Origin of the sequence: Streptomyces sp. NPDC008001, from assembly GCF_042958085.1 — a bacterium.
Classification (GTDB): Bacteria; Actinomycetota; Actinomycetes; order Streptomycetales; family Streptomycetaceae; genus Streptomyces.
The window spans coordinates 37196-58702 of record NZ_JBIBIZ010000014.1; the positions used below are offsets into that span (position 1 = coordinate 37196).

The following is a 21507-nucleotide window of genomic DNA, read 5'->3' on the forward strand; positions in this document are numbered from 1 at the left end:
GGACTGGTCACCCGAGTCTATGAGCCGGGCCGGGCGCGGCCGGGGCGGGGCCGCCCGGCCCCGGCGCAGCGTCAGCCGGACGCCCGCGGACCGGCCTGCCAGGAGCCGAGCGCGGTGTCGAAGGGCTTCCGGGTGGAGTCCCCCTCGTCGCGGCCGGCGAACATGATGGCGTACTCGGTGCCCGAGGCGTCCACGTACGCCTGGTTGTAGGCGTGCATGGTGCGGCCGGTGGACTTCTCGGTCCAGGTCCACTCCCACAGGGCGCCCGGCCGTCCCTGGAAGGTGTTCTCCGTCATCGACACCCGCCGGTAGCCGTTCTGGCCCGACCCGGCCTTCTCCAGCTCCTTGAAGTGGTCGTACGGCGACTGCTTGGTGCCGTGCACGATGCCGATCCGCAGGTGCTCGGGGCCCGTGCTGCCCGTGTAGTCGATCTGGCCGCTCCCCTTGTCCTCCCTGCGCCACCCCCGGGGCACGGCGAGGGAGAACCCCTCCGGGGCGGACACGTTCGCGTAGCCCTCGGGCGCGGGGCCCGCCGCGGGGGCGGACGACGACGCGGACGGCGACGGCGAGGCCGGGGCGGACTCGGAGGCGGAGGCCGACGGGGACGCCGAAGCGGAGGCGGACGCCGACGCGGAGGGCGAGGCGGACGGCGACGGGGCGGCCGGGCCGGTGCTCGCCACCGGCTTCGGCGCGGGGCCGGTGTCCTCGGTGCGGGCGGTGTCCTGCTTGCCGCTGTGCTGGGACTGCGCCACGAGGATCCCGCCGCCCACGGCCCCGGAGATCACCACGACGCCCACGGCGGCCGCCACCCAGCCGAGGCTGAGCCTGCGGCGGGGCTTGGGGAGCACGAAGAACTCGGGGGTGGGGCCGGTGCCCGGGCCGGGAGCGGCGGGCGCCGACCAGGAGGCGGGGGGCGGGGGAAGGGCGGGGGCGGCGGGAGCCGGGGCTCCGGGGCCGGGGGCCGGGGCTCCGGGAGCCGGAGTCGCGGGGGCCGGAGCCGAGGGGGCCGCTGCGGGGGCCGCCTGGGGCGTGGCCGGAGGGGCCGCCTCCGGAGGCGTGGCCGGGGTCGTGGGCGAGGCCGGCGGGGCGGCCGGCGGGCCGGGTATCGCCGGGGTTCCCGCCCCGGGCCGCGCGGCCGCCGGTTCCGCCTCCTGCGGCCGCTCCCGCCCGCACTTCATGCAGAAGCGCGCTTCCGCGGGGAACGGGGAACCGCAAGCGGGGCAGCAGGGCAAGGTCATGGAGCACTCCGGAGCTCGGGCGGGTCGTTCGGAGGGCGGGGGAGCTTGATCGTATCGACTGTGAGCGCCCTGCCCATGACAACCAGTCAGCCCGGCCCCGGACACCGGCCCCGGACACCGGGTCCGGCGCCCCGGACCCGGCCCGTGCGGGGAGCGGGTCACTCCGCCGGCTTGGTCCCCCGGTGCAGGGCGACGACGCCGCCCGTGAGGTTGCGCCACGCCACCTTCGACCAGCCCGCCTCCTGCAGCAGACCGGCGAGCGCCGGCTGGTCGGGCCAGGCGCGGATCGACTCGGCGAGGTACACGTACGCGTCCGGGCTGCTGCTGACGGCGCGCGCGACGGGGGGCAGCGCGCGCATCAGGTACTCGGTGTAGACCGTGCGGAACGGCGCCCAGGTCGGCGTGGAGAACTCGCAGATCACGACGCGGCCGCCCGGCCGGGTCACGCGCAGCATCTCGCGCAGCGCGGCCCCGGTGTCCTGCACGTTGCGCAGCCCGAAGGAGATCGTGACGGCGTCGAACACGCCGTCCGCGAAGGGAAGGCGCGTGGCGTCACCGGCGGTCAGCGGCATCCAGGGGTTGCGCTTCTTGCCCTCGCGCAGCATGCCGACGGAGAAGTCGCAGGGGACGACGTACGCCCCGTCCACGACGAACGGCAGCGAGGAGGTGCCCGTGCCGGCCGCGAGGTCCAGCACCTTCTCCCCCGGCCGCGCGCCGACGGCCCGGGCGACGGCCTTGCGCCACAGACGGGCCTGGCCGAGCGACAGCACGTCGTTGGTGAGGTCGTAGTTGGCCGCCACGTCGTCGAACATCGCGGCGACTTCGTGCGGCTGCTTGTCCAGGGATGCTCGGGTCACGCCCCCATTGTTCACCCCGGGGGCGGGAGGGGACGCAGAGGGTTGGACGGGACGCCCCCATCAGGGGGCCGCGGCTCCGGGCCGGCCCCGGGCGCCTCAGCGACGCCGGTACACCAGCCGGCCGCCCAGCACGGTCGCCACGCACGTCCCCGCGCCCGCCTCCCGCAGGGCGGCCTCGTCCGGCACGTCGAAGACGGCGAAGTCGGCGCGGCCGCCGGCCGTCAGCGGCTCGGCGAAGGCGACCGCCGGATCGGAGACGTTCCGCAAGGGGTCGAGACCCGGCTCGTCCACCGGAACCCCCGGCGTCCACGCCGCCGAGACGAACCTCAGCCCCGAGCGGGCGAGGGCGGTCGTCAGCGCGGGGTCGTCGAAGCAGCTGCGGGCCACGGCCGTGGTGCCGTGCCGGAGCATCTGCTGGATGCCCCGGCGGACGCTGCCCGCCCACCGGGTCTCGCTCATCTCCAGGGCCGCCAGGCGCTCGCCCGTCAGCGGCTGCTCGCCCAGCTCGTTGTACTCCCGCGGATCGGGGTGGTAGCACCGCTCCAGCAGCCACTTCGCGTACCACTGCCGCAGCCCCGGGGTGAGCACCCCCGGCCACCGCCGCACGCGCGCCTGCGGGAAGGCCGCGGCCACCTCCCCGTACGGGCCGGTCGCCGCGATCGTGCCGCCGTCGGCCACCACGGCGCCGCCGGGCACCGGGGCCGCGCCGGGGGCGGTCAGCAGCAGGCCGGCGGCGTGCAGCGTCAGCAAGGGGTCAGCCCGCGTCGATGAGCTTCAGCTCGGGATGCGCCGTACCGCCCTCGATCGCCGTCGACGACAGGTGCGAGACGACGCGGTCGTCGACCGGGTCGTTCGCCGGGTCGTCGTGCACGACCAGGTGCTCGTACGTCGTCGCGCGCTGCGCCGGCACGCGGCCCGCCTTGCGGATGAGGTCGATGAGCTCCATGCGGTTGGAGCGGTGCTTCGCGCCGGCCGAGGAGACGACGTTCTCCTCCAGCATCACCGAGCCCAGGTCGTCCGCGCCGTAGTGCAGCGAGAGCTGGCCCGCCTCCTTGCCGACGGTCAGCCAGGAACCCTGGATGTGGGCGACGTTGTCGAGGAAGAGCCGCGCGATCGCGATCATCCGCAGGTACTCGAAGACGGTCGCCTGCGTACGGCCCTTCAGCACGTTGTTCTGCGGCTGGTAGGTGTACGGGATGAAGGCGCGGAAGCCGCCCGTGCGGTCCTGCACGTCACGGATCATCCGGATGTGCTCGATGCGCTCGGCGTTCGTCTCGCCGGTGCCCATGAGCATCGTGGAGGTCGACTCCACACCCAGGTTGTGGGCGAGCTCCATGATCTCCAGCCAGCGCTCGCCCGACTCCTTGAGCGGCGCGATGGCCTTGCGCGGCCGGGCGGGCAGGAGCTCGGCGCCGGCGCCCGCGAAGGAGTCCAGGCCGGCGGCGTGGATGCGGCGGATGGCCTCCTCGGCGCTCACCCCGGAGATCCGCGCCATGTGGTCCACCTCGGACGCGCCGAGGGAGTGGATCACCAGCTGCGGGAACTCCTTCTTGATGGCGGCGAAGTGCTCCTCGTAGTACTCCACGCCGTAGTCCGGGTGGTGGCCGCCCTGGAACATGATCTGCGTGCCGCCGAGCTCCACGGTCTCCGCGCAGCGGCGCAGGATGTCGTCGAGGGGGCGCGTCCAGACCTTGTCGCTCTTCGGCGGGGCGTAGAAGGCGCAGAACTTGCACGCGGTGACGCACGAGTTCGTGTAGTTGATGTTGCGCTCGATGATGTACGTCGCGATGTGCTCGGTGCCCGCGTAGCGCCGGCGCCGGGCGGCGTCCGCGGCGGCGCCCAGGGCGTGCAGCGGAGCGTGCCGGTAGAGGTCGAGGGCCTCCTCCGGGGTGATGCGGCCACCGGCCGCGGCACGGTCGAGGACGGCTGTGACGTCCATGGACGTGAGGTCGGCCTTCTCGCTCACCGGGGCGTCCCTTCGGAGGGGGTTTGACACGACCGTCAGCCTACGCCAGCCCCCTTCCGGCCCGGCGGGCCGGGGAGCCCGGAGCGCCGTCCCCGGGCGGCCGGCGGGCTGCCGGACGGTGCCCTCCCGCCGCGAAGAAGCGCGAAACCGGCCGACCGGGCAAAATGGGGATGCACCACCGTCACGGCCCCGGTACGGCCGCCCGGCGCTGCGCCCCGGACACCCACCTCACACGTCCCCGGGGCCCGCGGTCCGCGGATTTCGGCCTATGACTCAATTCACGGGGTGTCCCAGGAACCCCTCAGGACGGTTTTCCCATCCACCTGGACGGAACGAACCGTCATGTCCTTCGGGGCAGCAGCAACGTCCGGAGCGACGCGATGACGTACCAGCAACCAGGGACCTGCCAGTCCTGCGGCCACCCCTGTGGCCACGGCCGCGGATCCCGTGGCAAGAAATGGACGATCGTCGTGGCGTCCATAGCCGTGGTGGGCCTCATAGCCGCCGGCATCCTGAACTACTTCAAGATCGGCCCGTTCTCGGACAAGGGCGAGCCGGTCAGCTTCGGCCAGGAGCAGGCGAACGGCGGCGGCCAGGCGGGCGGTGCGAACGGCCCGCAGAAGCCGGACTCGAAGGTCCTGATGCCGACCGGCCCGGCGGCCGAGTTCAAGAACACCAGCACCCTCTCCGACGGCACCCACGTCGCCGTCACGACGCTGGACGGCAAGAAGTCCGGCTTCAAGGGCAAGGTGTGGGTCTGGGCGCCCAAGGCGTACATGGACCCGAAGTTCAAGGACCACGGCTTCCCGGTCCTGATCGCGCTCCCGGGCGGCCCCGGCTTCCCGAACAACTACTGGATGGACGACGGGGGCCTGCACCTCGAGTCGTCCGTCACCAAGTGGTACAACGAGGGCAAGGGCAAGCCGTTCATCCTGGCGATGCCGGTCCTCAACCCCCAGCCGGACACCGGCGGCCTCTACTGGGACGGCAGTGACATCCCGGGCCAGCCGAAGATGGGCACCTGGCTGACGGAGGACGTCCCGGACCTGATCAAGGCCAACTTCCGCACGGTGAAGTCGCGCGACGGCTGGGCGTTCATGGGCTCCTCCTCCGGCGCCTTCGCGGGCCTGAAGGCCGTCCTGAAGCACCCGGACAAGTTCAAGGCCGTGATCGCCTCCGGCCCGGACATCGTCCCGGACTCGCGGCTGTGGAACGGCCACGAGAAGGAGAAGGCCGAGAACAACCCCGAGGTGCTGGCCAAGCAGCTGATCGCCGAGAACAAGCCCGGGAACGACGTCTACCTGGCCTTCCAGTACGGGACGAAGGAGTCGTCCGTCATCCCGCACGTGGACAAGTTCATCGCGACCTACGGCAACAAGGGCCCGATCCACACCCGGCTGCAGAAGATCGAGGGCGGCAAGCACAACGCCGTGACCTACATCCAGGGCATGGACATGGGCAGCATGCAGTGGATCAGCGAGCAGATGGCGGGGCCCGTCGCCCCCTAGCGGGCCGGCGCCCCGCGGCGCCCCTGCCCCGGCCTGCCGCTGCCGTTCCTGCCCGGAGCCCTGACCCCCTCCCCGGGGGTCAGGGCTCCAGCAGTTCCACCCGCACATCGGCCGCGAAGCCCGTGGTCGGGCCCGTGCGGCGGGCGAACTCGGTCACGCCCGCGAGCTGCTCCGGCCCGAAGCGGAAATCCAGCGTCGTGAAGTAGCGCTCCAGCAGTCCGGCGTCGAAGGCCTCCCAGCGCGCCGCCTGCTCGGCCACCTTCGCCACCTCCTCCAGGGAGACGTCCCGGGAGGCGAGGAAGGCCTCGTGGACCTTGGCGACGATGTGCGGCTCGCGGGCCAGGTAGTCCTTGCGCACGGCCCACACCGCGAAGACGAACGGCAGGCCCGTCCAGTCCTTCCACATCTGCCCCAGGTCGTGGACCTCCAGGCCCAGCCGCGGGGCGTCGTGCAGGGAGGCCCGCAGGGCGGCGTCCCCGATCAGGACGGCGGCGTCCGCCTCGCGCATCATCAGGCCCAGATCCGGCGGGCACGTGTAGTAATCCGGTCGTACGCCGTACTGCTCCGCCAGCAGGAGCTGCGCCAAGCGCACGGACGTACGGGACGTGGAGCCCAGCGCGACACGGGCGCCGTCCAGCTCGCTCAGCGGCACCTGCGAGACGATCACGCAGGACATGACCGGGCCGTCGCAGCCCACGGCGATGTCCTTCAGGGCGACCAGGTCGCCGGCGTTGCGCAGGAACTCGACGAGGGTGACGGGGGCGATGTCCAGCTCGCCGTCGATCAGCTGCCGGCTGAGCTTCTCCGGGGTGTCCTTGGTGAGGTCCAGGTCCAGCAGCGTGCCCGTGCGGGCGAGGCCCCAGTAGAGGGGCAGGCAGTTCAGGAACTGGATGTGACCCACGCGCGGACGGCTGCGGCAGTCGCTCGCACCGGGGTCGCCGGCGGGGGCGGCGCCGGGGACGGCAGCGGATCCGGAATCGGGGTCGGTCGTTACGGCCGAGGCTGAAATGTCCACATCCGGAGGCTAGTCCCGGGCGGCGGGAGCGGCGGGAGCGGGGGGTGCTCCGGGCGGGTGCCCGACCGGGGATCTTTTCCGTCAGGAACACCGGGAAAACCATCCGACAGCGTGATCTTCAACTCCTTCCACGCAAGGAGCTCGCGTGCTAGGCTCGCCGCAAGTTGCAGTTTGGTTTCCCTTGCAGTACAGAGCCTGCGGAGCATGTGACCCGCAGGCTTTTGTAGTTTTCAGACTTCTCGCAGGTTCTGGAGCAGGGCAACCCTTTGGGCCCAAGGAGGGCTTTATGGCTACCGGAACCGTGAAGTGGTTCAACGCTGAAAAGGGCTTTGGCTTCATCGCCCAGGACGGCGGGGGCCCCGACGTCTTCGTTCACTACTCCGCGATCAACGCCTCTGGCTTCCGCTCCCTCGAGGAGAACCAGGCCGTTAACTTCGACGTCACGCAGGGCCCGAAGGGCCCGCAGGCGGAGAACGTCACCCCGGTCTGATCCTCGGATCCTTCCGGTGTGACACCTCGGCCGATCGCGGCCGACGTGCTGTACCCAAGGAGCCCTGCCTTCCGCTTCGGCGGAGGAGCAGGGCTCCTGCCTTTTCCCGGTTGTTCATGAACCCTTAACGGCCCCTTTTTGATCAGATTCTTTCGTTTTCTTTCGCCCGGGCGGGGATTTCGATCACCGTGGGGGGCGATCACGGCGGCAGGAGCGTTTCGGAGTTTCATCCGAGCGTTTCGCGACGAGACATGAGTGACCGGACACAACTGAACAGTCAGGAGAGCCGCATGCACTTGCGCACGCACCTGCGTTGGCACCTCCGCACGAAGCCCTCCCGCCGGCCCTTCCGCACGAAACCCCTTCGCCCGAAGCACCTCCGCGCGAGAGCCTGGGCCGCCGCCGGCGCGCTCGCCGTCTCCCTCGGCCTCGCGGGCCCCGCCGGAACCGCAGCGGGCAGCGCCCCCGCCCCCGGCGACATCGTCACCTCCGCGCCCACCTCCTTCCACCCGCTGCCCGGCCAGCCCACCCGCACCAGGGCCTGGCACATCACCTACCGCTCCACCACCGCCAAGGGCGCCCCGGACGTCGTCTCCGGCACCGTGATCGTCCCCGACGACGGCAGACGCGGCCCGCGCCCGCTCGTCACCTACGCCGTCGGCACCGTGGGCATCGCCGACCACTGCGCCCCCTCGGCCGGCTTCCCGCACGGCACGACCGTGGAAGCCAACCTGATCCAGCAGCTCACGCAGCGCAGCTGGGCCGTGGCCGTCACCGACTACGAGGGCCTCGGGACGCCCGGCACCCACACGTACACCGTCGGCCGGTCCGAGGGCCACGCCGTCCTCGACGCCGCCCGCGCGGCACTGCGGCTGCCCGAGGCCGGGCTCGACCGGGAGAGCCCCGTCGGCGTCATGGGCTACTCGCAGGGCGGTCAGGCCGCCGGCTGGGCGGCCGAGCTGCGGGACACGTACGCACCCGAGCTGAACGTCAAGGGCACGGCCGCCGGCGGCGTTCCCGCCGACCTCGTCCGGACCGCCGACTTCGACGACGGCCGCATCGGCGCGGGCCTGGTCCTCATGGGTGCCGTCGGGCAGGACGCGGCCTTCCCCGAGCTGGCCCTCGACTCCTACCTCAACGCCCGGGGCCGCTCCCTGGTGGCCCGGCTCAAGGAACACTGCGTGGCCGCCGACGTCCTGGCGGGCATGTTCAAGCGCATCTCCGACGTGACCGTCCGGAACCCGCTGCAGATGCCGGACTGGCAGCGCGTCCTGCACTCCTCGGACCTCGGCACCCACGCCCCCGACCGGCCCGTCCGCCTCTACCACGGCACCCTCGACGAGCTCATCCCCTACGCGGGCGCCCGGCAGCTGCGCAGCGACTGGTGCGCCAAGGGAGCCGTGGTGGACTGGAAGCCCCTGCCGCTCGCGGAGCACGTCACCGGCGGGATCGCCGGATCCGTCCCCGCGGCGGACTGGCTCGCGGACCGGTTCGCGGGCAAGCAGGCGGCCGCCGACTGCTGAGCCTGCCGCGCCCCGTGAGGGGCGCGGCACCTCCGTTCAGCGCGCGTACAGCCGCTCCACCTCGTCGGCGAAGTCCTGGGCGATCACGTTCCGTTTGAGCTTCAGCGACGGCGTGAGGTGGCCGGCGTCCTCCGTGAAGTCGGTGGTCAGGACGGCGAAGCGGCGTATCGACTCGGCCCGCGACACCGTCGCGTTCGCGTCGTCCACCGCCGTCTGCAGCTCCGCGAGGAGTTCCGGATCGCGTACGAGGTCCTCCGGCGCCGTCTCCTCCTTGTGGTGCATGCGGCGCCAGTGGGCGATCCCGTCGGGCTCCAGGGTGAGCAGGGCGGTGACGTACGGGCGGTTGTCGCCGACGACCATGCACTGGCCGACGAGGGGGTGCGCGCGCACCCGGTCCTCCAGGGGCGCCGGGGCGACGTTCTTGCCGCCGGAGGTGACGATCAGCTCCTTCTTGCGGCCGGTGATGGTGAGGTAGCCGTCGGCGTCGAGCGCGCCCAGGTCCCCGGTGGGGAACCACTCCCCCGGCGCCGCGGGCACCGCCGTGCCGCGCTCGCCGTCCCAGTACCCGGCGAAGACGTGCCCGCCGCGCAGCAGCACCTCGCCGTCCTCGGCGATCCGCACGGCCCCGCCCGGCAGCGGCCAGCCGACGGTGCCGAGGCAGGGGCGGTGCGGCGGGGTGAGGGTCGCGGCGGCCGTCGTCTCGGTCAGGCCGTAGCCCTCGAAGACGTCGATGCCGGCGCCCACGCAGAACGCCGCGAGGCGCTCGCCGAGCGGGGAGCCGCCGCTGATCACGTAGCGGACCCCGCCGCCGAGGGCGGCCCGCAGCCGGCGGTAGACCAGCGGGTCGTACAGCGCCCGGGACAGGCGCAGGGCGGGGCCGGGCCCGGGGCCGCTGCCGTGCCGGCGGGCCAGCTCCGCCTCGCCGTAGCGCCGGGCGACCCGGGCGGCGCGGTCGAAGGAGGCGGCGCGGCCGAGCTTCTCGGCGGTCGCGCGGCCGGTGTTGTAGACCTTCTCCAAGACGTACGGGATGACCAGCAGGAACGTGGGCCGGAACGCGGCGAGGTCCGCCAGCAGGTCGTCGGTGCGCAGGGACGCGGCGTGGCCCATGCGCACGCGGGCGCGCATGCAGCCGACGGCGACGGTCCGGCCGAAGACGTGCGAGAGCGGCAGGAAGAGCAGCGTGGCGGCGGGCTCCTTGGTGGCCGCCTTGAAGACGGGGTGCAGCAGTTCGGTGGAGTTGTCGGCCTCGGCGAAGAAGTTGGCGTGGGTGAGGACGCAGCCCTTGGGGCGGCCGGTGGTGCCCGAGGTGTAGATGAGGGTGGCGACGTCGTCAGGGCCGCGGGTGGCGCGGGCCTCGGTGACGGCGTCGTCGGGCAGGCCGCGGCCCGCCGCCATCAGGCCGGGTACGGCGCCGGAGTCGAACTCCCACAGGTGCGCGAGGCCGGGAAGTGCGGCGCGCTCGCCCTCCACCAGCCGCGTCTGCTCCGGGCCCTCGACGGCACAGGCGACGGCCCCGGAGTCCCGCACGATCCAGCGCACCTGGGCGGCGGAGGAGGTGGGGTAGACGGGGACGGTGACCAGCCCGGCGGCCCAGGCGGCGAAGTCCAGGAGCGTCCACTCGTAGCGGGTGCGGGCCATGAGGGCGAGCCGGTCGCCGGGCCGCAGCCCGTGGGCGATCAGTCCCTTGGCGACGGCCAGCACCTCGGCGGCGAAGGTGGCGGCGCTGACGTCGCGCCAGGTGCCGTCGGGCTGTCTGCGGCTGAGGACGGGGGCGGCGGGGGCTTCGGCGGCGTTGTCGAAGGGCAGGTCGCCGAGCGAGCCCTTCGCCACGGGCGGGACGAGCGGGGGAAGGGACGCTTCGCGGACGACGCCGTCGACGAAGGTGACGCGGGGTGGGGCTGCGGTGTACGGGATGGACACGTGCGGCTCCCTACGGGGGTCGTTCCCTGTGGGCTACTGGCCGGTAAAGGCGGCAATCTACGCCCGGGAAGCCGCGCGTTGAAGACCGCGGTGGCTCCCGTACGGCCGGTATCAGCCGCGCCCGGGCCGCGGCGGCCAAGGCCCGCCCGGCGGATCGTGCAGGCCCCGTAGGGGCGCGGGGAACTGCGCGATCGGCCACTGACGGCCCGCAGCCGACACGCGACATGGAGTCCCGGCGGAGCACAGCACGCCCTCTGCGGGCGCGTCGTGGCTTGTCACGCAGTTCCCCGCGCCCCTTACGGGGCGTCCCCGCGGCGGCTAGGCGCGGACCGGAGCCCACCGCCGCCCGTGCGTCAGGTTCTCCAGCCCCGTCCACGCGAAGTTCATCAGCGTCGCCGCCGTCTCCTGCTCGGAAGGGGCGGCGCCGTCGCGCTGGTTGGACCAGCCGGCGAGCGACTCGGCGGCGCCCACGAGGGCGTGGGCGATCCCGGCGACCTCGGTCTCGGGCAGCGGATCCGTGCAGCCGCCGTCCGCGGCCGTCTCGGCGATCAGCTGGATGACGAGGTCGACGAGCTGCTGCCGCAGCGCGGCCACCTCCAGGGCGAACGGCTCGCCGTGGGTGCGCGCCTGGCAGTGCAGGACGGCCCAGCCGTCGGGGTGGGCGGCCGTGTGCGCGAAGAACCCGCGCAGGCCGTTCCACAGCCGCCGGTCGGCCGGGGCCCCGGGGTCCACCGAGGCCCGTACGGCCGCGATGAGCGCCCTCGCCTCCCGCCGGATGCAGGCGCTGAAGAGGTCTTCCTTCGAGTGCAGGTAGAGGTAGACCAGGGGCTTCGACGCCCCGGCCAGCTCGGCGATCTCGTCCATCGACGCGGCCCGGTACCCGCGGCGTGCGAAGACGGCCACGGCGGCGTCGAGCATCTGGCGCTCGCGCACCTCCCGCGGCATGCGCTTCGGCCTGGCCCTGGAGCCGTCCCGCCCCCCAGCCGCGTCGGTGTGCGCGTCGGTCTGTGCAGCGTTCACAACAAACATCCCTCCGCCCCCGTCACGTTACCGGCAGGTAATGTTACGGGGCGGAGGGATGCGGGGTAGGGCCGTTCGGGCACTCCCTACGGACGAGTCAGTCAAGATCCCGTCAGCGGCAGCCCAAGAGCCGGTTCGCTCAGGCGGCCACGGGCTGCGGCGCGGCCTCCACGCGGGGCTCGTCCTCCAAGCGGGAGCCGTCCGCCGTGGCGTACGCCTCGCGGTCCAGGATCTTCTCCCGGGAGGCCACCAGGATGGGGACGACCGACTGACCCGCGACATTGGTTGCCGTACGCATCATGTCCACGATCGGGTCTATCGCCAGCAGCAGGCCGACACCCGCCATCGGCAGGCCCAGCGTCGACAGGGTCAGCGTGAGCATCACCGTGGCACCGGTCAGGCCGGCGGTCGCGGCGGAGCCGATCACCGAGACAAAGGCGATCAGGATGTAGTCCTTGAGCTCCAGCGGCACGTCGAAGACCTGCGCAACGAAGATCGCGGCGATGGCCGGGTAGATCGAGGCGCAGCCGTCCATCTTGGTCGTCGAGCCGAAGGGCACGGCGAAGGAGGCGTACTCCTTGGGCACGCCGAGGCGCTCGGTGACCTTCTGGGTGAGCGGCATGGTGCCGACGGAGGAGCGGGAGACGAAGGCCAGCTGGATGGCGGGCCAGGCGCCGCGGAAGAACTGCAGCGGGTTGACCTTGGCGACGCCGGCCAGCAGCAGCGGGTAGACGACGAACAGGACGATGGCGCAGCCGACGTAGATGTCCGCGGTGAAGGTCGCGTACTTGCTGAGCAGGTTCCAGCCGTACGTGGAGATGGCCGTGCCGACGAGGCCGAGCGTGCCCAGCGGGGCGAGCTTGATGACCCACCACAGGGCCTTCTGCAGCAGCTCCAGGACGGAGTGGCTGAACGTGAGGACCGGCTTCGCCTTCTCGCCGGTCTTCAGGATCGCGATGCCCACGACCACGGCCATGAAGACGATCTGCAGGACCTTGAGCTGGGTGAAGGGCGTGACGACGTCGGTGGGGATGATCCCGGTGAGGAAGTCCAGCCAGGAGCCGTGCTTCTTGGGCTCGGCGCCGTCGGCGGCGGTGAGGCCGGTGCCCGCGCCCGGGTCGGTGAGCAGGCCGATGCCGAGGCCGATGAGGACCGCGATCAGCGACGTGATCATGAACCACATCAGGGTGCGGGTGGCCAGCCGGGCGGCGTTGGACACGTTCCGCAGGTTGGTGATCGAGACGAGGATCGCGAAGAACACCAGCGGCGCGATGACCAGCATCAGCAGCTGGACGAAGAGGTCGCCGATCTTTCCCAGGGTGGTGGAGAGCCAGGAGATGTCGCCGCTCTTGGCGGCCCAGCCGAGCAGGGCGCCGACGACGAGGCCGAGCAGGATCTGGGCCCAGAACGGGACCTTGGGTATGCGCCCGCGGAGGGACGCCGTGGAGGACTGGGGTGTCGATGACAACGGATGCTCCGGTTACAGACGGAAGAAAAAGGGCGTGAGGCGCCGAGGAAATCCGTTTGCGCAGGATCTCCGGCCGCGGGGGACATGCGTCAGCGGCGGCGACAGGCCGCGACGACACAGCGGCAAAGATCGACGTGCAGGCGCGCCACGAGCGCGGGGCTCGTGGGGAACGGGTGCGCTACTGCTGTCTTCATGTCCAATACGTTAACACTCGAACTTTGAGGAGCTCAAAGCTCCGCTTTGGGCCGGTGAGGCCGGTGGGGCCACGAAAAAACGCCGGTGCCCCGGTGTGGAGCGGATTGCTCCACACCGGGGCACCGGTGCGAATCGGGCAAACGTGACGAGGCTTACACCCCATCCTCCTGGCCGGCGTTGGCGTTGATCGCCGCCTTGGCCCGGTCCACGCGGCCGACGATCTGCGCGGACATGGCGTCGCGCTGCTTGCGCAGCAGCACCCAGCTGAGCGGGGCGGAGAGCACGAGCGCGAGCAGGACCATCCACATGAGGTTCGAGCTGCCCACGCCCAGCGGGATGACGTGCGCGTAGCAGAGCACGTAGACGACGGCGAAGCAGCCGATGAGCAGGCCGAATCGCAGGGCGGTGTAGCGGAGCGACGCGTACTTCTGGCTACTCACGGACGGGACCTTCTTCTCGACGACGACCGAAGGGGGCATGTTCAGTCAAACACAGCCAGTAGAGCACGCCCCGAAGTGGATCTCAGACCCGCATCGCCTGCGGCGTCTCGCGCAGCGAGGCGTCCGGACCCGGGTACTCGCGGATGATCTCGTAACGGGTGTTGCGCTCGACCGGCCGGAAGCCCGCCTCGCGGATCAGCTCCAGCAGGTCGTCACGGGTGAGCTTGTTCGGCGTGCCGTAGTTGTCGGCGTCGTGCGTGATCTTGTACTCGACGACCGAGCCGTCCATGTCGTCCGCGCCGTGCTGCAGCGCGAGCTGGGCGGTCTGCACGCCGTGCATCACCCAGAACACCTTGACGTGCGGGACGTTGTCGAACAGCAGCCGCGAGACCGCGAAGGTCTTCAGCGCCTCCGCGCCCGTCGCCATCGTCGTCCGCGCCTGGAGCCGGTTGCGGATCTTGCCGTCCTTCATGTCCACGAAGTCGTGCTGGTAGCGCAGCGGGATGAAGACGTGGAAGCCGCCGGTCTCGTCCTGCAGCTCGCGCAGCCGCAGGACGTGGTCGACGCGGTGCCGCGGCTCCTCGATGTGCCCGTAGAGCATCGTCGCCGGGCCCTTGAGGCCCTTGGAGTGGGCGAGGCGGTGGATGCGCGACCAGTCCTCCCAGTGGGTGTCGTGGTCGACGATGTGCTGACGGACCTCCCAGTCGAAGATCTCCGCGCCGCCGCCGGTCAGCGACTCCAGGCCGGCGTCGATCAGCTCGTCGAGGATCTCGTCGGCGGGCAGCCCGGAGATCTTCTCGAAGTGCTGGATCTCGGTGGCGGTGAAGGCCTTCAGCGAGACGTCCGGCAGCGCCTCCTTGAGGGCCTTCAGCGAGCGCGGGTAGTAGCGCCACGGCAGCGTCGGGTGCAGGCCGTTGACGATGTGCAGCTCGGTGAGGTTCTCGCTCTCCATCGCCTTGGCGAGGCGGACGGCCTCCTCGATGCGCATCGTGTACGCGTCCTTCTCGCCCGGCTTGCGCTGGAACGAGCAGTACGCGCACGACGCCGTGCACACGTTCGTCATGTTCAGATGACGGTTGACGTTGAAGTGGACGACGTCGCCGTTCTTCTGCGTGCGGACGTGGTGGGCGAGCCCGCCCAGCCACGCCAGGTCGTCGGACTCGTAGAGGGCGATGCCGTCCTCACGGGTCAGCCGCTCCCCGGCGAAGACCTTCTCCTCCAGCTCGCGCTTGAGCCCAGCGTCCATGGCGTCCGCCTCTCCGATACTTCCGCTTTACGCAACTCTCCGAGCGTATCCCTACGCCTCGTCGGGCAGTTCGCCGACCCGGTTCTCCCACTTCGTGGAGAGCACGATCGTGGTACGGGTGCGGCTGACGCCCTTGGTGCCGGAGAGCCGGCGGATGGTGCGCTCCAGGCCGTCCACGTCGCTGACGCGGACCTTGAGCATGTACGAGTCGTCGCCCGCGATGAACCAGCAGTCCTCGATCTCCTCCAGGTCGCGCAGCCGCCGTGCGACGTCCTCGTGGTCGGCGGAGTCCGAGAGCTGAAGGCCGATCAGCGCGGTGACGCCGAGGCCCAGCGACGCGGCGTTGACGGTCGCGCGGTAGCCCGTGATGACGCCGGCCGCCTCCAGGCGGTTGATCCGGTCGGTGACGCTCGGCCCGGAGAGGCCCACGAGCCGGCCCAGCTCCGCGTACGAGGCCCGGCCGTTCTCCCGCAGGGCCTGGATGAGCTGCCTGTCCACCGCGTCCATAACGCACCTTTCAATAATCGGCGAACTCGCCGCGTTTCATGTAGAATCTAAGGCATGCAGGGCCCAACGCCCCGCAAATCTTCGCTCAACTCGCTAGATCAACGACGATCCTTCAGGAGTGACGTACACCGTGTACACGATCGAGATGGCCTACGCCCGCATGCGTGAGATGCAGGACCTGGCCAACCGCTCGCGTGCCCACCAGACCGCCGAGCGCCGCGCCGAGACCCGGGCCGCACGTGCCGAGGGCCGGGCCGCGCGCGCCAAGAAGCGCTAGTCCCCTTCCCGGGAGCGCGCCTCACCCAGCTCCCCCTTCCACCGGCGGTACAGCCGGTGCGGCACACCCGCCGCATCCAGCACCCGCCCCGCGACGAAGTCCACCAGATCCTGGATGTGCGTCGCGCCCGCGTAGAACGCCGGAGAGGCGGGCAGCACCACTGCGCCCGCCTCGTCCAGCGCCACCAGCTGCTTGAGCGACTGACCGCTCAGCGGCGTCTCCCGCACGGCGACGACCAGCGGCCGCCGCTCCTTGAGCGTCACGCTCGCCGCCCGCTGCAGCAGATCCTTCGACAGCCCCAGCGCCACCCCGGCCACACAGGCCGTGCTCGCCGGGACGATCAGCATCCCCTTCGCCGGATACGAGCCGGACGACGGCCCCGCCGCGAGGTCACCCGCCGGCCAGTACCGCACGTCTTCCAGCCCGGCCGCCGGGAAGTGCGGCTTGCCGTCGGCGCCCAGCGTCAGCCACTCGCGCAGGTCCTCCTGCCAGTGGGCGTCACGGAACTTGATCCCGGTCTCGTCGAGCAGCGTCAGCCGCGACGCGCGGCTCACCACCAGGTCCACGGCCTCACCGGCCGCCAGCAGCCCCCGCACCACGGCGGCGGCGTACGGCGTACCGGACGCCCCGGACACCCCGACGACCCACGGCCGGCGCTCCTGGCGCTGCGTTACACGTTCGTACGGCTCCACGCCCCGAGCCTAGCCGCAGGCCCGGGAGCGCCCGCGCGAGGCGGTCCCGGCTAGAGGCCGAGCCCCCGCGCCACCAGATCCAGCAGGGCGCACACGAAAAGCGCAATGCCGATGAAACCGTTGACCGTGAAAAATGCCCTGTTCAGGCGGGACAGGTCGTGCGGCTTGACGATGGTGTGCTCGTAGAGGAACGCCGCGGCCACGACGGCCAGGCCCACCCAGAAGAACGCCCCCGCCCCGGTGACCGCCCCGTACCAGGCCAGCAGGCCCGTGGTGATCACGTGGCAGACGCGGGCGCCGTGCAGTGCCGCCGGGACGCCGAAGCGGGCCGGCGTCGACTTCACGCCGTGCGCGCGGTCCGCCATCACGTCCTGGCAGGCGAAGATCAGGTCGAAGCCGCCGATCCACACGCCCACCGCGAGGCCCAGGACCACCGCCTCCCACGACCACTCCCCCGTCACCGCGAGCCACGCGCCGACCGGGCCCATCGCCTGGGCCAGGCCCAGGATCGCGTGCGGGAAGTCGGTGAATCGTTTCCCGTACGGATAGACCACCATCGGGACGACCGCGATCGGGGCCAGCGCCAGGCACAGCGGGTTCAGCAGCGCCGCCGCGCCCAGGAAGAAGAAGACGGCGATGCCGGCGCCCGTCCACGCCGAGCGGACGGACACCGCGCCGGTGACGATCTCGCGGTTCGCGGTGCGCGGGTTCCGGGCGTCGATCTCGCGGTCGATGATGCGGTTGCAGGCCATCGCGAACGTGCGCAGGCCGACCATGGCGACGGTGACCAGCAGCAGCCGCGTCCAGTGGATGTTGCCGTAGGTGCGGAACATCGCGGTGAGGGTGGCGATGTAGGCGAAGGGCAACGCGAAGACCGAGTGCTCGATCATCACGAGGCGCAGGAACGCCCTGGTCCGGCCCGGCTGCGGCATCGCGGCCGCGGAAGCGCTCACAGCCCGTACTCCTTCCACCGGCGGTCGACCTTCGCCGCCGTCTCCGGGTCGGACTCGACCATCTGCGGCCAGCCCCCGTCCCGCGTGTAGCCCTCCTCGGGCCACTTCGCCGTCGCGTCGATGCCGGCCTTGCCGCCCCAGAACTGCTGGTACGAGGCGTGGTCGAGGTGGTCGACCGGGCCCTCGACGACGGTGAGGTCACGGGCGTAGTCGGTGTTGCCCAGCGCCCGCCAGGACACCTCGTGCAGGTCGTGCACGTCGCAGTCCGCGTCCACCACGATGATCAGCTTGGTCAGCGACATCATGTGCGCGCCCCAGACGGCGTGCATGACCTTCTGCGCGTGCTTCGGGTACTTCTTGTCGATCGAGACGATCGCGCAGTTGTGGAAGCCGCCGGACTCCGGCAGGTGGTAGTCCACGATGTCCGGAATGATGATCTTCAGCAGGGGCAGGAAGAACCGCTCCGTGGCCCGGCCCAGCGGGCCGTCCTCCGTCGGCGGCCGGCCGACCACGATGGACTGCAGCAGCGGACGCTTGCGCATCGTCACGCAGTCGATCGTCAGCGCGGGGAACGGCTCCTGCGGCGTGTAGAAGCCGGTGTGGTCGCCGAAGGGGCCCTCGGGGAGCATCTCGCCCGGCTCCAGCCAGCCCTCGATGACGACCTCGGCGTTGGCCGGGACCTGCAGCGGGACGGTCTTGCAGTCGACCATGTCGATGCGCTTGCCCGAGATGAAGCCCGCGAACAGGTACTCGTCGATGTCGCCGGGCAGCGGCGCCGTGGAGGCGTACGTCACGGCCGGCGGGCAGCCGAAGGCGATCGCGACCGGCAGCCGCTCGCCGCGCTTGGCGGCGACCTGGTAGTGGTTGCGGCTGTCCTTGTGGATCTGCCAGTGCATGCCGATGGTGCGCTTGTCGTGGCGCTGGAGGCGGTAGAGGCCCAGGTTCCGCACGCCCGTCTCGGGGTGCTTGGTGTGGGTCAGGCCCAGGTTGAAGAAGGAGCCGCCGTCCTCGGGCCAGGTGAAGAGCGCCGGCAGCGCGTCGAGGTCGACGTCGTCGCCGGTGAGGACGACCTCCTGGACCGGGGCGTCCTTGATCTTGCGCGGCGGGACGTGCGTCATCGCGCCGAGCTTGCCGAACGCCTCGCGGATGCCCGTGAAGCCCTGCGGCAGCTCGGGCCTGAGCAGGCCGCCGATCTTGTCACTGATCTCGTCGTAGGAGGTCAGGCCGAGCGCCTTGAGCAGCCGGCGGTCGGTGCCGAAGACGTTCATGGCGAGCGGCATGGCCGCGCCCTTGACGTTCTCGAAGAGGAGGGCGGGACCGCCCGCCTTGTTCACCCGGTCCGTGATCTCGCCGATTTCCAGGTACGGATCGACTTCCGCCTTGATGCGCTTGAGGTCGCCGTCGCGCTCCAGCGCCCGGAGGAACGAGCGAAGGTCGTCGTAAGCCATGCGTTCCAGTATCAAGCACGCACTACTCTGGCCGGGTATCGGGGCCGCCGCGCGGCCCGCACCGCCGTTCCCGGGGAGCCGTCCGCCATGCTCAGGTATCTGCCGTTCCTGCTGATCCTGGCGTTGTGGATCTACGCCTTCGTGGACTGCCTGAACACCCCGGAGGACGAGGTCCGCGGCCTGCCGAAGCTCGTCTGGGTGTTCGTCATCCTGCTCTTCGGCGAGGTGCTGGTCGGTCCGGTCGCCTGGCTGATCGCGGGGCGCCCGCGGGCCGCGACCGGGTCGCGGGGCCACGGCCGCGGCGGCGGGCGGCAGTGGGTCGCGCCCGACGACAACCCCGAGTTCCTGAAGTCCCTCCGCCGCGACCAGGGCGATCCGCCGCCCGCAAGCTGAGTGCCCCGCCCGGCTGACGCCCCGTCAGCCGATTCGCCCGTCCGGCCGTCACCCGGTGTCGCACGCGTCACCCGCCGTACGGCGTAGCAGGCCGTCCCCCGATCGGGTCATAAGAAAAGCCGATTCCGGGCCCCGTACACCGGCTTCCCGGCCAACTAGCTCCTCTTCACCGCCATTTGGCGCCCCGTTCACGCCCTCTCCCCTCCCCTTGACGCAGCCGTGGCGGGAGAGTCCCAGAGGCCACACTGAGGCCTCACGCGACTCCAGGGAGAGGGGCACACGCCATGCCCGACATGACCCGACGCAGACTCCTCGGCTCCGCCGCGGGTGCCGTCGGAGGCGCCGCCGCGCTGTCACTGCTGCCGCCCAGCGTGCGGCGGGCGGTCGCCGCCGGACCGGCCCGGCGCGGCTCGCTGCGCGACATCGAGCACGTGGTCCTGCTCATGCAGGAGAACCGGTCGTTCGACCACTACTTCGGCACGCTGAAGGGCGTGCGGGGCTTCGCGGACCCGGACGCCGTGAAGCTGCCGAACGGCAAGGACGTCTTCCACCAGCCGGACGAGAAGAACCCGGCGGGCTATCTGCTGCCGTTCCGGCTCGACACGCACAAGTCGAGCGCCCAGGCCATCCCGACCACCAGCCACGCCTGGTCCGTGCAGCACGAGGCGTGGAACGGCGGGAAGATGGACCGCTGGATGACGGCGCACCGCAAGGCGGACGGCGCGAACGCCCCGTACGTGATGGGCTACCACACGCGCGAGGACATCCCCTTCCAGTTCGCGCTCGCGGAGGCGTTCACCCTCTGCGACAACTACTTCTGCTCGGTCCTCGGGCCCACCTGGCCCAACCGGCTGTACTGGATGACGGGCACCATCGACCCGTCCGGCAAGCGCGGCGGCCCGGTCACCGACAACACCGCCCCCGAGCCCTACCGCTGGACGACGTACGCGGAGCGGCTGCAGGCGGCGGGGGTCAGCTGGCGGGTGTACCAGGAGGAGGACAACTACGGCTGCAACCTCCTGGAGCAGTTCCAGCAGTTCAAGGACGCGAAGCCGGGCGACCCGCTGTACGAGCGCGGGATGCGGAAGCTGCCCGCGGGCACCTTCGAGGACGACGCCCGCAACGGCAGGCTGCCGGCCGTCTCCTGGATCATCCCGACCGCCGCGCAGTCGGAGCACCCCCGCTACCTGCCGGCCGCGGGCGCGGACTACGTGGCGCGGAAGATCGAGGCCATCGCCGACAACCCCGAGGTGTGGAAGAAGACCGCGTTCATCCTGAACTACGACGAGAACGACGGTCTCTTCGACCACGTGCCGCCGCCGGCGCCGCCGAAGGGCACGGCGGACGAGTACGTGGAAGGGCTGCCGATCGGCGGCGGCTTCCGGGTGCCGTGCCTGATCGTGTCGCCGTGGACGGTGGGCGGCTGGGCTGCGGGCGACCCCTTCGACCACACCTCGGTGCTGCGCTTCCTGGAGGTGTGGACCGGGGTGCGCGAGCCGAACATCAGCGCCTGGCGGCGCCGCACCTTCGGCGACCTGACCTCGGCGTTCGGCTTCACCGACCGGGCCCCGCACCCGCCGCGGCTGCCCGCGGACACCGCGCAGCAGCTGGAGCAGGCCAAGTGGGACGTCGCCCACCTGCCCAAGCCCACGCTGCCGGGCGCCCGCCAGCACCCGCCGGAGCAGGAGAAGGGCTCGCGGCCGCGGCGCTGACGGCCCTCAGCCCGCCGGCGGCGCGCCGGGGTCGCCGGTGCCGCGCAGCTCGTACTCCGCGCGGAGCTTCCGCCACCGTTCGAGGGTCCACCCCGACCAGTCCGCCGGCCGGCCGGCGAGGGCCTCCAGCAGGTACTCGAAGTGGTGGTGCCAGCCCGCGAGGCAGTCCAGGCGGACGGTGTCGGGGCCGGTGAACTCGTTGGTGAAGTGCAGCAGGGTGCCGCCGACGCCGGCCGGGGCCGGCTCCAGCTCGAAGCGGATCCGGCCGTGGATCTCCACGGTGTACTCGGCGAGCCGCTGCGGCTTCCAGGCGGTGACCCGGCCGGGCGCGACGGTGGCGTGCCCGGCGGCGTCGGTGTTCTGCCAGCGCAGGGTGATGGCCCCGCCCTCCCGCTGCTCGAACGGCTCGGCGGCCGCCAGCCACGTCGGCAGGCCCTCGGGCGTGGCGACGGCCACCCACACCTCGGGCACGGGGTGGGGCAGCGACAGCTCGTAGCGCAGGAGGTGGCTGTCCTCACCCCGCGGCTCGGACTTCCCGTAGAGGGAGGGGATCTCCATACCCCCAGCTCTACCACCACGGCCCGCCTCCCGCGCTCCGGGAAGCGCGGGAAACGGGCCGTACGAGGGGCTGCGCGGCGG

At 71.6% G+C, this 21507-nt stretch carries 21 protein-coding genes; 6 read left to right on the forward strand and 15 right to left on the reverse strand.

Features of this window, described 5'->3' with window-relative positions:
* Positions 1-71 precede the first annotated feature (71 nt).
* From ACFZCD_RS31570 to mqnC, 4 genes are all read right to left on the reverse strand, one after another.
* Positions 72-1178 (reverse strand): hypothetical protein, encoded by a 1107-nt coding sequence (locus tag ACFZCD_RS31570; RefSeq protein WP_391836486.1) that lies wholly within the window; start codon positions 1176-1178, stop codon positions 72-74.
* Between the two features lie 218 nt (positions 1179-1396).
* Positions 1397-2095, reverse strand: coding sequence for a demethylmenaquinone methyltransferase (locus ACFZCD_RS31575; RefSeq protein WP_391836487.1), 699 nt, complete (start codon positions 2093-2095; stop codon positions 1397-1399).
* Between the two features lie 96 nt (positions 2096-2191).
* Positions 2192-2845, reverse strand: coding sequence for a hypothetical protein (locus ACFZCD_RS31580; RefSeq protein WP_391836488.1), 654 nt, complete (start codon positions 2843-2845; stop codon positions 2192-2194).
* Positions 2846-2849: 4 nt separating this feature from the next.
* Positions 2850-4061, reverse strand: a complete 1212-nt coding sequence (mqnC, locus tag ACFZCD_RS31585; RefSeq protein ID WP_391836532.1) for a cyclic dehypoxanthinyl futalosine synthase — start codon at positions 4059-4061, stop codon at positions 2850-2852.
* A 479-nt stretch (positions 4062-4540) separates the two neighbouring features.
* Between mqnC and ACFZCD_RS31590 the strand changes: the two genes are divergently transcribed.
* Positions 4541-5569, forward strand: a complete 1029-nt coding sequence (locus ACFZCD_RS31590; protein ID WP_391836533.1) for an alpha/beta hydrolase — start codon at positions 4541-4543, stop codon at positions 5567-5569.
* A 79-nt stretch (positions 5570-5648) separates the two neighbouring features.
* On the opposite strand, the gene ACFZCD_RS31595 is transcribed toward ACFZCD_RS31590, so the two are convergent.
* Positions 5649-6470: a menaquinone biosynthetic enzyme MqnA/MqnD family protein gene (locus ACFZCD_RS31595; RefSeq protein ID WP_391836534.1), complete on the reverse strand. Its 822-nt coding sequence runs from the start codon at positions 6468-6470 to the stop codon at positions 5649-5651.
* Between the two features lie 400 nt (positions 6471-6870).
* Between ACFZCD_RS31595 and ACFZCD_RS31600 the strand changes: the two genes are divergently transcribed.
* Entirely contained in the window at positions 6871-7074 is a 204-nt protein-coding gene (locus tag ACFZCD_RS31600) for a cold-shock protein (protein ID WP_360846934.1), read from the forward strand.
* Positions 7075-7364: 290 nt separating this feature from the next.
* Positions 7365-8597: a lipase family protein gene (locus tag ACFZCD_RS31605; protein WP_391836489.1), complete on the forward strand. Its 1233-nt coding sequence runs from the start codon at positions 7365-7367 to the stop codon at positions 8595-8597.
* A 36-nt stretch (positions 8598-8633) separates the two neighbouring features.
* Here the strand turns inward: ACFZCD_RS31605 and ACFZCD_RS31610 are convergent, their stop codons facing one another.
* The 6 genes from ACFZCD_RS31610 to ACFZCD_RS31635 form a co-directional block, all read right to left on the reverse strand.
* On the reverse strand, positions 8634-10517 hold the full coding sequence (locus ACFZCD_RS31610; RefSeq protein ID WP_391836490.1) for an AMP-dependent synthetase/ligase: 1884 nt from the start codon (positions 10515-10517) through the stop codon (positions 8634-8636).
* A 318-nt stretch (positions 10518-10835) separates the two neighbouring features.
* Positions 10836-11462, reverse strand: a complete 627-nt coding sequence (locus ACFZCD_RS31615; RefSeq protein ID WP_391836535.1) for a TetR/AcrR family transcriptional regulator — start codon at positions 11460-11462, stop codon at positions 10836-10838.
* 214 nt (positions 11463-11676) lie between these two features.
* The gene (locus ACFZCD_RS31620; RefSeq protein ID WP_391836491.1) at positions 11677-13005 is read right to left on the reverse strand and encodes a dicarboxylate/amino acid:cation symporter; all 1329 of its coding nucleotides are present in this window, start codon (positions 13003-13005) and stop codon (positions 11677-11679) included.
* Positions 13006-13352: 347 nt separating this feature from the next.
* Complete coding sequence (locus tag ACFZCD_RS31625; protein ID WP_391836492.1) at positions 13353-13640, reverse strand: DUF4229 domain-containing protein; 288 nt, start codon at positions 13638-13640, stop codon at positions 13353-13355.
* A gap of 82 nt (positions 13641-13722) precedes the next feature.
* On the reverse strand, positions 13723-14886 hold the full coding sequence (gene mqnE / locus ACFZCD_RS31630) for an aminofutalosine synthase MqnE (RefSeq protein ID WP_391836493.1): 1164 nt from the start codon (positions 14884-14886) through the stop codon (positions 13723-13725).
* A 51-nt stretch (positions 14887-14937) separates the two neighbouring features.
* Positions 14938-15393, reverse strand: a complete 456-nt coding sequence (locus ACFZCD_RS31635; RefSeq protein ID WP_391836494.1) for an Lrp/AsnC family transcriptional regulator — start codon at positions 15391-15393, stop codon at positions 14938-14940.
* 118 nt (positions 15394-15511) lie between these two features.
* Here ACFZCD_RS31635 and ACFZCD_RS31640 point away from each other — a divergent pair, with 118 nt between their 5' ends.
* Positions 15512-15670: a hypothetical protein gene (locus ACFZCD_RS31640; RefSeq protein ID WP_391836495.1), complete on the forward strand. Its 159-nt coding sequence runs from the start codon at positions 15512-15514 to the stop codon at positions 15668-15670.
* Here the strand turns inward: ACFZCD_RS31640 and ACFZCD_RS31645 are convergent.
* Genes ACFZCD_RS31645 through ACFZCD_RS31655 form a run of 3 tightly spaced genes read right to left on the reverse strand, consistent with a single transcriptional unit; the run spans position 15667 to position 18763 of the window.
* Positions 15667-16362 carry a UbiX family flavin prenyltransferase gene (locus ACFZCD_RS31645; RefSeq protein WP_391836496.1) on the reverse strand — a complete coding sequence of 232 codons (696 nt, stop codon included), beginning with the start codon at positions 16360-16362 and terminating at the stop codon, positions 15667-15669. The genes ACFZCD_RS31640 and ACFZCD_RS31645 overlap by 4 nt on opposite strands.
* Positions 16363-16412: 50 nt before the next feature.
* Positions 16413-17315: a menaquinone biosynthesis prenyltransferase MqnP gene (gene mqnP / locus ACFZCD_RS31650; protein WP_391836497.1), complete on the reverse strand. Its 903-nt coding sequence runs from the start codon at positions 17313-17315 to the stop codon at positions 16413-16415.
* Positions 17312-18763 carry a menaquinone biosynthesis decarboxylase gene (locus ACFZCD_RS31655; RefSeq protein ID WP_391836498.1) on the reverse strand — a complete coding sequence of 484 codons (1452 nt, stop codon included), beginning with the start codon at positions 18761-18763 and terminating at the stop codon, positions 17312-17314. The genes mqnP and ACFZCD_RS31655 overlap by 4 nt, the downstream gene beginning before the upstream one ends.
* A gap of 87 nt (positions 18764-18850) precedes the next feature.
* On the opposite strand from ACFZCD_RS31655, the gene ACFZCD_RS31660 reads away from it, so the two are divergent.
* Positions 18851-19156, forward strand: a complete 306-nt coding sequence (locus ACFZCD_RS31660) for a PLD nuclease N-terminal domain-containing protein (protein WP_391836499.1) — start codon at positions 18851-18853, stop codon at positions 19154-19156.
* A 284-nt stretch (positions 19157-19440) separates the two neighbouring features.
* Entirely contained in the window at positions 19441-20868 is a 1428-nt protein-coding gene (locus tag ACFZCD_RS31665; RefSeq protein ID WP_391836500.1) for a phosphocholine-specific phospholipase C, read from the forward strand.
* 6 nt (positions 20869-20874) lie between these two features.
* Here ACFZCD_RS31665 and ACFZCD_RS31670 read toward each other — a convergent pair whose 3' ends face one another.
* Positions 20875-21426, reverse strand: coding sequence for an SRPBCC domain-containing protein (locus ACFZCD_RS31670; RefSeq protein WP_391836501.1), 552 nt, complete (start codon positions 21424-21426; stop codon positions 20875-20877).
* Positions 21427-21507 lie beyond the last annotated feature (81 nt).